The 12,453-nt window shown below is 67.7% G+C and carries 13 protein-coding genes; 8 read left to right on the forward strand and 5 right to left on the reverse strand.

The genetic code is table 11. The annotated features are described in order from the left end of the window. Window positions 1-375 precede the first annotated feature (375 nt). Both ABZS43_RS09535 and ABZS43_RS09540 read left to right on the forward strand, forming a co-directional pair. Window positions 376-705 (forward strand): metalloregulator ArsR/SmtB family transcription factor, encoded by a 330-nt coding sequence (locus ABZS43_RS09535; RefSeq protein ID WP_355035382.1) that lies wholly within the window; start codon window positions 376-378, stop codon window positions 703-705. Next, a complete protein-coding gene (locus ABZS43_RS09540) occupies window positions 705-1,445 on the forward strand; it encodes a cation transporter (protein ID WP_355035383.1) in 741 nt (246 codons plus the stop codon). The genes ABZS43_RS09535 and ABZS43_RS09540 overlap by 1 nt, the downstream gene beginning before the upstream one ends. On the opposite strand, the gene ABZS43_RS09545 is transcribed toward ABZS43_RS09540, so the two are convergent. Together ABZS43_RS09545 and ABZS43_RS09550 are read right to left on the reverse strand one after the other, a co-directional pair. Then, window positions 1,426-2,076, reverse strand: a complete 651-nt coding sequence (locus tag ABZS43_RS09545; protein WP_355035384.1) for a methyltransferase domain-containing protein — start codon at window positions 2,074-2,076, stop codon at window positions 1,426-1,428. The two genes, ABZS43_RS09540 and ABZS43_RS09545, sit on opposite strands and share 20 nt — an antisense overlap. A gap of 220 nt (window positions 2,077-2,296) precedes the next feature. Further along, entirely contained in the window at window positions 2,297-2,995 is a 699-nt protein-coding gene (locus tag ABZS43_RS09550; protein ID WP_355035385.1) for a hypothetical protein, read from the reverse strand. A gap of 201 nt (window positions 2,996-3,196) precedes the next feature. Here ABZS43_RS09550 and ABZS43_RS09555 point away from each other — a divergent pair, with 201 nt between their 5' ends. From ABZS43_RS09555 to ABZS43_RS09575, 5 genes are all read left to right on the forward strand, one after another. Then, entirely contained in the window at window positions 3,197-4,321 is a 1,125-nt protein-coding gene (locus ABZS43_RS09555) for an ABC transporter ATP-binding protein (protein ID WP_355035386.1), read from the forward strand. A gap of 35 nt (window positions 4,322-4,356) precedes the next feature. Next, window positions 4,357-5,730, forward strand: a complete 1,374-nt coding sequence (locus tag ABZS43_RS09560; protein ID WP_355035387.1) for an ABC transporter substrate-binding protein — start codon at window positions 4,357-4,359, stop codon at window positions 5,728-5,730. Further along, window positions 5,727-6,614 (forward strand): metallophosphoesterase, encoded by an 888-nt coding sequence (locus ABZS43_RS09565; protein WP_355035388.1) that lies wholly within the window; start codon window positions 5,727-5,729, stop codon window positions 6,612-6,614. The genes ABZS43_RS09560 and ABZS43_RS09565 overlap by 4 nt, the downstream gene beginning before the upstream one ends. A gap of 190 nt (window positions 6,615-6,804) precedes the next feature. Continuing rightward, the gene (locus ABZS43_RS09570) at window positions 6,805-7,659 is read left to right on the forward strand and encodes a sugar ABC transporter permease (protein WP_355035510.1); all 855 of its coding nucleotides are present in this window, start codon (window positions 6,805-6,807) and stop codon (window positions 7,657-7,659) included. Further along, the gene (locus tag ABZS43_RS09575) at window positions 7,649-8,461 is read left to right on the forward strand and encodes a carbohydrate ABC transporter permease (RefSeq protein WP_355035389.1); all 813 of its coding nucleotides are present in this window, start codon (window positions 7,649-7,651) and stop codon (window positions 8,459-8,461) included. Before ABZS43_RS09570 ends, ABZS43_RS09575 begins: the two co-directional genes overlap by 11 nt. Window positions 8,462-8,525: 64 nt before the next feature. Here ABZS43_RS09575 and ABZS43_RS09580 read toward each other — a convergent pair whose 3' ends face one another. The 3 genes from ABZS43_RS09580 to ABZS43_RS09590 all read right to left on the reverse strand — a co-directional run bounded on the left by ABZS43_RS09580 (window position 8,526) and on the right by ABZS43_RS09590 (window position 11,431). Then, the gene (locus ABZS43_RS09580; protein WP_355035390.1) at window positions 8,526-9,440 is read right to left on the reverse strand and encodes a LysR substrate-binding domain-containing protein; all 915 of its coding nucleotides are present in this window, start codon (window positions 9,438-9,440) and stop codon (window positions 8,526-8,528) included. Window positions 9,441-9,543: 103 nt separating this feature from the next. Continuing rightward, entirely contained in the window at window positions 9,544-9,777 is a 234-nt protein-coding gene (secG, locus tag ABZS43_RS09585) for a preprotein translocase subunit SecG (RefSeq protein WP_355035391.1), read from the reverse strand. Between the two features lie 34 nt (window positions 9,778-9,811). Next, a complete protein-coding gene (locus ABZS43_RS09590) occupies window positions 9,812-11,431 on the reverse strand; it encodes an MFS transporter (RefSeq protein WP_355035392.1) in 1,620 nt (539 codons plus the stop codon). Window positions 11,432-11,557: 126 nt separating this feature from the next. Here ABZS43_RS09590 and ABZS43_RS09595 point away from each other — a divergent pair, with 126 nt between their 5' ends. Further along, window positions 11,558-12,394: an META domain-containing protein gene (locus tag ABZS43_RS09595; protein ID WP_355035393.1), complete on the forward strand. Its 837-nt coding sequence runs from the start codon at window positions 11,558-11,560 to the stop codon at window positions 12,392-12,394. The last annotated feature ends 59 nt before the right edge of the window (window positions 12,395-12,453 follow it).

A 12,453-nucleotide genomic window follows, 5' to 3' on the forward strand; every position in this document is an offset into this window, starting at 1 on the left:
CAAACTTCAGGCAAATCAACCGACGCCTTCGTACACTCGAATGCGTTCCGCCAGGATCGGAACCCACCGGTGGTCGACGTACCTGGTCGACCACCGAAGCTCTGGAATCGCACCGGGGCGGGGGAGCTTTCCCCGAGCACCCTGATCCCCTCGCCCCGGTGCTTTCAGCGTCGGGCGACCTACATTCCGTTCGGCTGCTCGAGTTCGCGGGCTCGCCGCGGCGAGCCGCCGCTGGGCGCCGAGATCAGGACCTCCGCCCGCGCCCTCGACGAGCGAAGCGTTATGCGTATCAAGGCCACACAGCGTGTCACGCACACCGCGACACCGGATTGGTTCAGTATTTTCTGAATACAGACTCAGCTGTATTGTACGAGTATGGAAGTCGTGATGCATCGTGACGCGCTGGCCCGGTTCGGGCACGCGCTGTCGGATCCGACCCGAACCCAGATCCTGTTGAGCCTGCGCGCCGCGCCAGGGTATCCCTCGCAGCTGGCCGAGCAGATCGGGGTATCGCGCCAGATCCTGTCCAACCATCTGGCGTGCCTGCGTGGATGCGGTCTGGTCGTCGCGGTCCCGGATGGTCGCCGCTCCCGCTACGAGCTCGCCGACGCCAGGATCGGGCGAGCGCTGGAGGATCTGCTCGGGCTGGTCCTGGCGGTGGACCCAGCGTGCTGCCCGGCCGCCGACACCGACGGGTGCTGCTGATGGCCTCGCTCGGGATACCGTCGGCGGCTGTGGCGCCGACGCCGGATCGTCGCGCGGTGCTGGCGCGGCGGATTCGGTGGTTCGTCGCCGCCACGATCTCCTACAACGTGCTCGAGGGCGTCGTCGCGCTCACCGAGGGCGCCAGGGTGTCCTCGACCGCGCTGATCGGATTCGGTCTGGACTCGGTCATCGAGGTCTCCTCCGCGGCCGCGGTGGCTTGGCAGTTCGCCGGACGCGACCCCGCCGCGCGCGAGAAGGTCGCGCTGCGGGTGATCGCGTTCTCCTTCTTCGCCCTCGCGGCCTACGTGAGCGTCGACTCGGTCCACTCCCTGTTCGGCGCCGACCGGGCCGAACACACCGCCGTCGGGATCGGTGTGGCCGCCGCGAGTCTGATGATCATGCCGTTGCTCTCGGGCGCGCAACGACGCGCCGGGCGCGAGCTCGGGTCGGCCTCGGCGGTCGCCGATTCCAAACAGACCCTGTTGTGTACCTACCTCTCGGCGGTGCTGCTGGTCGGTCTGCTGCTCAACAGCCTGTTCGGCTGGTGGTGGGCCGATCCCGTCGCGGCCTTGGTCATCGCCGCACTCGCGGTCGAAGAGGGCCGCAACGCCTGGAGAGGCGACACCTGCTGCTCCACACCCACCGCCGCGCTCGGCGCGCACGGTGCCGGTGGGGACCAACACGACTGCGATTGCCGCACCACACCACAGCCGGACGGGGCTACCGCACCACCTCGATAGGTTTACGGCCGAGCACCCGGAACACGACACCGCCCCGGCCGGTGCGATCGAAGTACTCGATCGTGTACCCGGCGTCGGTGAGGTAGCCGATCGGCTCACGGGTCAGATAGTCCGCCGCCATCCGCACCGCCAACGGCTCCACCCACCGCATCACCCTCGCCACTGCCCGAGCCCGCGCCGGACCGTGCTCGACCGCGACGAACACCCCACCGGGACGCAACACCCGCCACGCGGCCCGCGCCGCGGCCAGTGGGTCCGGGATCGTGCAGAACGTATAGGTCGAGACGACCGTGTCCGCCGACGCGTCGGGCAAATCCAGCCGCTGCACATCGCCATGTATCAGCTCGACCGGTACCGCCGCGGGCAACCGCATCCGTGCCAGATCGAGCATCCGCTCCGACAGATCGACCCCGACCACCCGCTCCACCGCCGGCCCGTACAACGGCAGATTCAAACCACTGCCCACCCCGATCTCCACCACCACGCCTCGCGCCTGATCGACCGCCCACCGTCGCGCATTGCCGAGCAACGCCCGCTCCGACCAACCGATCTGCCGGTCATAACCAGCGGCGAGCCGATCGAACACCCGCTCCACTCGGCCCAACTCACCTGGCATCGCATCCGCAGACATAGACCAACCCAACCAGCCGACCACGAACCCGCACATCAGGGAAACCCCCGAATTGTGTGCGGGTTCCGGCGAGCGTGCGGCAGGCCGCTCACGACCAGTGCCCGTCACGGGCGACGCGATCGCCCTCGGCCGAGCTGGCGACGCGATCGCCCTCGGCCGATAGATGCCGCACAGACGAAAAAGCCGCGCCCCCTGGGAGACGCGGCTTTTCGTGCGAAAACTACTTGGCCGGCTTCGGAGCGGGCTGGTTGATGGTGGCGAAATACTGCGCGGCGGCGCCGATGGCGACCGGTGCGGTGACCAGGATCTGGCCGACCACGGTGCCGAGGAAACCGATGGTGGCGATGCCGCCGACGCAGCCGAGGGCGGCGGCGGGGATGAACGGACCGAACAGACCCGCGATGGTGGCCGAGGCCACGCCCGCGCCGAGAACGCCGCCGAGGACGCAGCCGACGGCGGCGCCGCCGAGGCCGCCGACGAGGGTGCCGATGGTGGCGCCCATGGCGATGGTGGTGGTCATGCGGCTCCAGGCCGCCTGCTCACGCTCGTATTCGGTCTTCCACGGCGCCTGGTCCTCGTAGGGCAGGGCGACGGGCTTATAGGTGGCGTGGGCCATATCGAGCTGCGGGGTGAGGGTGGCGGTGCGACCGCTGATATCCGCCGCGATCGGGAAGAGGAATTCGTCTACCCGGAAAGCCAGTTCGGTTCCCGCGACCACGGTGCCGTCGGCGGCCTTGATGGTGAACACACCGTTGTCGGCGGCCAGGGAGCCGGCGTCGGTGGTGATCACGGTCGAATTGTTCTCGGCGACAGCGGAGAAACCCACGGCGGCGGGCTCCGGCGCGGCACCGGCGCTGCCCGCGGCGGCGCCGAGTGCGGCGATCAGTAATGCGGACGTGACGGTCAGCTTGACCTTCATCAATTGGTTCCTCATCTCTGGAAATTCGGGCGAACCCGGCTGTGTCAGCGACAACACCCTGACCGACCGCGGCATCCCCGGCGCTCGCACGCGAAACCCTCGATTCGCGCGATCGGCGTTGCCTATCGCACCCACCCGCGCACGCGCGTCCAGCCGAAACTGTCCAGGTCACTACGGCGGACCGAGAGAAGGAGGATCCGAGTGGCCCGGCTGCAGATCGAAGCGGTGTCGAAGCGATTCGGTGCGACCGACGCGGTGCGCGAGGTGAGCCTCGACATCGCCGACGGCGAATTCATGGTGCTGCTCGGCCCGAGCGGATGCGGCAAATCCACGCTGCTGCGCATGATCGCCGGTTTGGAACTGCCGAGCGCGGGCCGGATCCTGCTCGACGGCCGCGACATCACCGAACTCGCGCCGCAGCAACGAGATCTGGCCATGGTGTTCCAGAGTTACGCGCTGTATCCGCATCTGACCGTGGCGCGCAATATCGGATTCCCCTTGAAATCGCGGCGAGTTCCGCGGGCGCGGATCGCCGAACGGGTCGCCGAGGTCGCCGCCACGCTGGCGTTGACGCCGCTGCTCGATCGCAGACCGGCGGCGCTGTCGGGCGGGCAACGACAGCGAGTCGCGCTGGCGCGCGCCATGGTTCGCGATCCCGGCGCCTTCCTGATGGATGAGCCGCTGTCGAATCTCGATGCCAGGCTGCGCAGCGCGACCAGGGCCGAATTGATCGGGCTGCACCGCAGACTCGGGTCGACGTTCCTGTACGTGACCCACGATCAGGTCGAGGCGATGACCATGGCCTCGCGCATCGCGCTGCTCAACGACGGACGGGTGGAACAGGTCGGCGCGCCGACCGAACTGTACGACCGCCCGCGTTCCACCTTCGTCGCCGGATTCCTCGGCGCCCCACCGATGAACCTGTTGCCCGCCACAATCACCGAGCGCGCCGGACGACTGCATGTGATGGCGGAGGGACTCGACGCCGCGCTCGGTATCGCGGATACCCACGGTGACACCACTGTCACCGTGGGTATCCGTCCGGAACGGCTGCGCGTGACGACCGCGCCCGGCGCACTGCGCGGCCGGGTGCGGATGGTCGAGAACCTCGGTAGCGAGGAGGTCGTGCACATCGCCGTCGGCGAGCACGAGATCTGCGCCCGCGTCCCCCGTCCCGCGCGTGTGTCCATCGGCGCGGAGATCGCGCTGGACGTCGACCCGGACGATATCCATCTCTTCCACCCGGATTCCGGACTTCGCCTGGTATGGCAGGCCACGGCACAGGATCCGGTACCAGACGTGCGCGACGAACTTCCCGTCGCGTGACCCCCCTCGCTCGAACAACTCTCAGGAGCACCGTCGTGAAACGTATTTCGGCCATCGCCAGTCTGGCGCTGACCACCGCCCTCGCGCTCAGCGCGTGCGGCGGATTGGGCAGCACCGCCAACGATTCCGCCGGACCGACCGCCACCATCCCCGAACTCGGCGCCGACCAGAAGGTATCGATCGTCTTCGAGTCCTACAACTACGGTCTGGCGGGCGCCTGGACCGACACCTTCGACGCCCTGCTCACCGAATTCCGCGCGAAGCATCCGAATATCACGGTGACCGCGCAGAAGCCGCAGGGCAACAGCCCGAATCCGGCCACCGACACCATCTCCAGCATTCAGAACCAGATGGTGGCGGGCACCCCGCCCGATGTCGCGCAGCTCGGTTTCAGCGATCTGGATTTCACCGTCAACCAGTTGCAGGCCAAATCCCTCGACGCGCTGGTCGGCAAGACCGAGGTGCAGCGCAATTTCGACGGCGCCGCACACGCGTTCGCGCCGCGAGCCCGCACCCTGGCGGACTGGAACGGCGCCACCTACGGCGTGCCGTTCGTCTTCTCGACGCCGGTGCTGTACTTCAACGCCTCGCTGTTCACCGAGGCCGGACTCGATCCGGCCAAGCCGCCGAGCACCTGGCAGGAGGTCGCGCAGGCAGCCGCCGCGATCACCGCGAAAACCGGTAAGGGCGGCGTCTACATCGACTGCCTCACCAAAACCGCCAAGGACTGGTGCTTCCAGTCCATGGTCCGCTCCAACGGCGGCCGGGTGATCTCCGAGGATCGCCGCACCCTCACCTACGCCGACGACGCCTCGGTCGAGGTCACCAGGATGGCCCAGGATCTGGTGCGCACCGGTGGCATGCCCTCGCTCAATCAGAAACAAGGCTACGAGGCGTTCGGGCGCGGTGAGGTGGGCATGATCCTGGAGACCAGCGCGATCCAGGGACAATTCGTCAAGGGCGCGCAGGACAAATGGGATCTGCGTTCCGCGCCGATGCCGAGTTTCGGGAACAAGGCGACGGTCCCCACGAATTCCGGTGCCTCGCTCTACATTCTGTCCAACGATCCGGCCAAACAGCGCGCCTCCTGGGAACTGATCCGATTCCTCACCAGCGAACAGGCCTACGTGAAGATCTCCCAGGGCATCGGCTATCTGCCGCTGCGCACCGGACTGCTGACCGATCCGAACGGCCTGCAGGAATGGTCGCGCCGCAATCCGCTGCTGACCCCCAATGTCGCGCAGCTGGCGAATATGGAGCCGTGGATCTCCATGCCTGGCACCAATTACCTGCAGATCCGCGACGGCATGATGGACGCGGTCGAAGCGGTCGTCTTCCAAGGCAAGGATCCGAAGTCCACCCTGACCACCGCACAGGATCAGGGCCGCAAACTTCTTCCGGCCGCATGAGTACGCGCAACGGCGGACAGGCCGGACATCTCGGGCACACCGACCCGATCACCGTCATCCAGCTGACCGACACCCACCTGCGGGTCGAGGGTGAACTGGTGCACGGCGCGATCGATACCCACGCCAACCTGCTCGAGGTGCTCGATCGGCTTGTCGTGGCGCGACGCCCCGTCGACGCCTTCGTCTTGTCGGGCGATCTCGCCGACAACGGCGCGCCGCAGGCCTACCGGCGACTGCGCGCGGCGGTGGAACCGGTGGCGGCGCAGCTGGGCGCCGAGATCGTCTACGTCATGGGCAATCACGACGAGCGCGGCGCGTTCGGCGCCGAATTGCTGGGGCGCGCGGTCGATCCCGACGAACCACAGGACAGCGTCGTCGAGGTCGCGGGCCTGCGCATCATCGCGCTGGACAGCACGATTCCCGGACATCATCACGGACGGCTCTCCGAGAGCCAACTGGCCTGGCTCACCGCGGAGTTGAGCACTCCCGCACCGCGCGGCACACTGCTCGCGCTGCACCACCCGCCGGTGCCGTCCCCCATTCCCGGGCCGGATTTCCTGCGACTGGAACATCCTGATCTCCTGGCGACGGTGCTGGCCGGCTCCGATGTCGGCATGATCGTCTGCGGTCACAACCATCTGAGCGGAGCCGCCGCGCTGGCGGGGATACCGGTGTGGATCGCGCCCGCGCTGTCCTATCGGATCGATACCTTCGCCCCCGAGGGCAGGCACCGCGGCGTCGTCGGATTCGGATTCACCCGCATCGACGTGCTGGGTTCGGGAATGGTAGCCACCGCGGTGGAGGCCACTGCGGCGGCGATGGTCTACGACCGCCCCGAGCAGGAGGTACTCGACCAGCTCGCGGCACTGGCCGAGCGGCGGTGATCCGGTGTTCGTCATCGAGTCCTCGCTCGCGCCGGTCGGGCCGTCGCAGGACCGTGCACGCGGCGTAGGTCACGAACAGCGCGACGCCGAGAAGTACTCGGACGCTGTCGAATCGGTCGCGGTCGGGAGCGCGGTGCGTGCGCCCCGACCCGGCCGGTGGCGGGCGCTCGCGCGCCGCGGCGGGCGCTCGATCGTCCCCTATCTGTACCTGGCTCCCGCACTCGTCCTGCTCGTGATATTCACCTATCGCCCGCTGATCCAGGCGGTCGAACTGTCCACCTATTCCTGGAATCTGCTCCCGAGCTCACCCATGAAACCCGTTGGCACCGGGAACTACGAACGGCTACTGGAACTTCCGGCCTTCCGTGACTCGCTGTGGCGGACGGTCGTCCTGATCGTCGGCCTGCTCCCGTTCACGGTGCTGCTGCCCGCGGCGCTCGCCCTGGCCGGGCGCCGGGTCGCGCCCCGCGCCAGGACCATCTACCAGGCGTTCATCTTCACCCCGTTCCTGGTCGCGCCCGTCGCCGCCGCCGCGGTATGGCGCTGGCTGCTCCATCCGGGCGGCGGCGCGGTGGACCGGGTACTCGGCTCGGATCGCAACTGGGTCTACGACACCGATACGGCCCACGGCGTGATCATCGCGATCGCCGGCTGGCAGTTGCTGGGATTCGCGGTGCTCGTGGTGTGGGCGGGTCTGGCCGGGATCAGTCCCGACTACGACGAAGCGGCCCGCGTCGACGGCGCCTCCCCCGGTCAGATTCGGCGCTGGATCACCATGCCGCTACTCGCGCCGACCCTGATGTTCCTGATTCTGACCACCGTATTGCTCACGCCAACGGTGACTTTCCCGCTCATCGATTCGATGACCCAGGGCGGCCCGTCCCAATCCACCACCAATATCTACTACCTGCTGTGGGATTACGCCTTCCACAGTTTCGACGCCGGACTCAGCGCCGCGGCGGGCGTGCTGCTCTTCCTCGGTTTCGGCGCGGTCGCGGGGCTGCTCGTGTGGATCTCGGAAAGGCTTTCCTTCCATGACGATTGAACGACTGCGCGGTCTCGGGAGCCACCTGCTGCTCGCGAGCACCGCGCTGCTGTGCGCCTTTCCGGTCTACTGGTTGTTCGCGACCTCGCTGCGCAGGCCGTCGGATGTGATGTCGCTGTCGCCGATCCCCTGGCCGCTGTCGGTGGACAATTACACCGATGCCGCCCGCAAGGTCGACGTGGCGGGACTGATCGCGAACACCTTCACGGTGGCACTGCTCTCGGCGACGGCGCAATTGCTCATCGCGCTGCTCGCCTCCTACGCGTTCGCCATGTACACCTTCCCCTTACAGCGGGTGCTGTACCTCGCGTTCGTCGGCATCTGGCTGGTGCCGTTCCAGGTCACGATGCTGCCGAACTATGTGCTGCTCAACCGACTCGGATTGATCGACACGCTGGTCGGTGTCGCCCTGCCGACGCTGTGTTCGGCGCTGGCGGTGTTACTGATGCGCCAGCATATGGCCGCCTTCCCCAAAGAACTCGTGGCGGCGGCGAAGATCGACGGGCGCTCGTCGTGGTCGATCCTGTGGACGGTGGTGGTGCCGAATCTGCGGCCCGCACTGGCCGCGCTCGCGATCCTGCTGTTCATCAACGCGTGGAACGAATATTTCTGGCCCGCCGTGGTTCTGCGCCACTCCAACGGAGTTCTGCAACTCGGGCTGCGCAGTTTCATGGGCACCGAGGGCGAGGACTGGGGTCCGATGATGGCCCTCGCCGGACTGGCCTGCCTGCCGGTCCTGATGCTCTACCTGCTGCTGCAACGTCACATCGTCAACGCGTTCGTGCGCTCAGGTCTGAAGTGAGCTCGTACCTCGGCAGCGGCCACACCGCGCTGTCCCCGTCACGCCGTCGCACCGGGGCGGGGACTCACACCGCGACGGTATCCTCGCCCACCGTCGCGACGGTGTCGAGGAACAGCCCGACCGCGGGATTGGTCTCCTCGGCTCGCCATACGGCGAAGAGGTCGAGGGTGGGTACGGGATCGAGGAGTTTCACCGCGACAGCGGCGGATTCCAGTCCACCCATCTGCATCGACTGCGCCCTCGGCAGCGACGCGAACCCGACGAACGGCCGCACCGAGACCACATGGGCGGTGGCGCCGGGATCGTCGGCGGTCTGCACCACATCCAGACCGATCCGATTATCGGCGGCGGCACGGAAGATCGCGTCGTACATGGCCGGGCACTGCTCACGGGCGAACAGCACACATTGCTGGTCGGCCAATTCCGCGAACCGCACCCCCGACCGTCCCGCCCAGTGATGGGTGCGCCCCACCACCGCGACCAGCGGTATGCGGCGCAATAGTCGGCGGTAGCGGAATTCCGCTGTGGTCGGACGTCCGTAGATCAAGCCGATATCGAGGGTGCCCTCACGCAATCCCTCGAGTTGCGGACCCGTGCGTTTCTCCCACAGCGAGACCGTGACGTCCGGATGATCCGACGCCATCTTCGCCAGCGCGTTCGGCAGGATATGTCTGCTCGCGGGTAGGTTGTACCCGATATCGAGCGATCCGGTCCGTCCCGCGGCCACGGCCTTGGCGACCTCGGCGGCCCGATCCAATTGGGCGACGATGAGTTTGGCCTGCCCCTCGAACTCCCGTCCCGCCGGGGTCAGCCGCACCTCGTGGGAATTGCGGGACACCAGCTGAACATCGAGGGAACGTTCCAGCTTCCGCAGCTGCGCGCTCAGACTCGGCTGGGTCAGATGCAGCCGCTGCGCGGCACGACCGAAATGCAGCTCCTCGGCGAGCGCGAGGAACGAAACAAGATGCCGGAGCTCCATACCGACTCCTTCCCGTCCTCGCCACCGTAACGCCGACGGATAACCGGGAATGAATCATGAGGTAACGGGCGAGACCGGTTCGGTGGCCGATCGGTTGCCCGGATCAGGCGAACTTGATCTCGAGTCCGATGCCGAGGATGGCGATGAGCCACACCAGACCGGTGAAGATCGTGATTCGGTCGAGGTTCTTCTCGACGACAGTGGATCCCGACAAGCTCGACTGCACACCGCCACCGAACAGGCTGGACAGGCCTCCGCCCTTGGCGCGGTGCAGCAGCACCAGCAGCACCAGCAGCACGCTGGTGATGATCAGGAGGATATCCAGGAACATCCGCATGCCGATCAGTCTATGGGGTGCGTTTGCCCAGCGCCTAATGGCCCCGGCCCGGAGGCCGATAGGGCTCGACGGCGACCAGATGGGTGGTTTTCTCCTCGCCGACCGTGAACCGCAGCACCTCCCGTTCCCTGAGCTGATCCTGCGCGGTCAGCCGCACCTGATGCTGGTGCATATGCTCGGCCCAGGAGCGCACGACGAACGCTTCCACGTACCGATCCAGCGCGCCGAGATCGCGATACAGCCGCCATTCCATCGCCCCGGTGCGCTGGCGGGACCGGCCGACGAAGGCCATCGCGGCGAGGAATTCCTCGGCCGTCTCGGCGGGCACCTCGTAGGTGCGCAATACCAGGATCGGTCCGTCTTCCGGATCCGGCTCCACCACCACCTGCGGCTCCGGCCAGAACGCCGACGGCGTCAGATCCAATTCCTCGGCATTGTGCCGGATCGGCAACCAGACGCTGCTCAGCGCACTACAGGCGAGCAGCCCCGCGGCGATCAGCAACGCCGAGACCGGACCGAGCGCCCCCGCGACCAGCCCCCACACCAGCGAGCCGATGGCCTGGCCGCCCATGAACACCAGCAGGTAGACGGAGAGTCCGCGCGCCCGCACCCACGCGGGCAACAGCAGTTGCATGGTGGAATTCAATGTCGCCATCGCCATCAACCAGGCCAGACCCGCGCCGATCAGCAGCACGAGCACCAGCGGCGCCGAATGCAGCAGCGCGGCACCCGCGGTCGCCACGCCGAAGAGGACCGCGGCCGCGGTGAGTCGCTGGGTGGGGGTGAACGCGGCCCGGATACGCGCGAGCGACAACGCGCCGAGTACCGCGCCGATCCCGAGCGCACCGAGCATCAGCCCGTATCCGGAGGAGGAGAGCCCGAGTTCGTCACGCGCGACCACGGGCAGCAATGCCCACAGCGCGCTGGCGGGTGCGATGAACAGGACCGAGCGCAGCAACACCCGCCGGATCGCCGGGGCGGCCCGGATGAACCGGGTCCCAGCCTGCAGGGCGGCCAACGGCCGCTCACTGGGCAAGGTGCGATCCATCGCGGGCCGCCGCCAGAACAGCAGCACCGCGACGATGCCGCCGAAGGAGACCGCGTTCAACGCGAAGACCAGGGTCGGCCCCGAGACCGATACGAGCACGCCCGCGATCGCTGGCCCGACCGCACGCCCGATATTGATGTTCATACTGCCCAGCGCGGCCACCGCCGGAATCTGCTCGCGCACAACGAGTTCCGGTTGAATCGCCTGCCACGCGGGTGCGGTGAGCGCCTGCCCGCATCCGAGCAGGAACAGCAGGGTGAGCAAGACGGCGGGCGTGGTGTGCCCGGTGGCCGTGGAAACCGCGAGTGCCGTGGCGAGAACCGCCATCGTCGATTGCGCGCCCAGGAGCAGTCTGCGCCGGTCGACGAGATCCGCGATCACCCCGGAGGGGATGGACAGCAGCATCACCGGCAGGGTGATGGCGGTCTGCACGAAGGCCACCAGCGCCGCGGCATTCGGTCCGTCGACCAGGATCCACTGCGCGCCGACGGTCTGCATCCAAGTGCCGAGGTTCGAGACCAACTGCGCGATCCACAGCGCCCGGAAGATCGGCGATCGCAGCGGCGCCCACGTCGATAGCGGGCTCGTCGCGTCGGCGGTGGTCACTCGCCACAGCCTATCCCTGCCCGGACCACCGTTATCCGCCAGGCGAGCGCTGAGCGACCCCGAACACCGGCGGCGCAGCGGGTGCGGCGACTTCTGCGCCGAGCGCGGCGTGGCTACCATCGGCGCATGTCGGCATCCTTCGCTCGTCTGGCGCCACTGCTGCTGCTCGCCGCGCTCGGGGCGGTCGCCTGCTCGGACGACGACTCCTCGTCCGCACCATCGACGTCGGTTGCGTCGACCACGGCGACCGCACCGACCACGGCGGCCCTTGCGGCCACGCCCATGGGACATACCTACGTCTCGACGACCGTGGAGGGCACGCCGATTCCGGGCGACGGACCGCTGAGGCTCACCTTCGGCGACAACCGCCTCACCGGCTATGCGGGCTGCAATACCGTCTCCGGATCGGTGACCATCGACGGCGACACCCTGCGCGTCGGCGATCTCGCGAGCACTCTGATCGGCTGCGCGGAACCGCGAGCCGGTTCGGACCAGTGGATGAACACCCTGTTGACCTCGGCTCCCACGTGGCGGCTCGACGGCACGACCCTCACGCTGCGCGGCCGGGAGCGGACCGTCATCCTGGTCGACAGGAAGGTCGCCGAACCCGACAAACCGTTGAAGGGCACCGAATGGGTAGTGGCCGAAATCATCACCCGGGGTGCCCGCACCACCTCGCGTACCCTCGCCGACATCCGGCCGACCCTGGTGATCGCCGAGGACGGTTCGGTCTCCGGCACATCGGGCTGCAACAGGATGACGGGCACCGCGGAAGTCGACCCAACGGGCTCACCGATCACCTTCCGGCTCGCCACCACGAAGATGGCCTGCCCGCCGGAGGTCATGGAAGTCGAGGCCGCCGTGCTGAAGGCGCTGGACGGGACGACGACCGCCGCCATCGACGCCGACACCCTCACCCTGAACAACGAGAACGGCTACGGCCTCGCCCTGCGCGCGGAATAACCCTTCGCGACGACGCCCCACCGATGCGTGAGGTCCCGCCGGTTCGAGAACCGGCGGGA

It is taken from the genome of Nocardia sp. NPDC005366 (assembly GCF_040606855.1).
In the GTDB taxonomy this organism is placed as follows: domain Bacteria; phylum Actinomycetota; class Actinomycetes; order Mycobacteriales; family Mycobacteriaceae; genus Nocardia.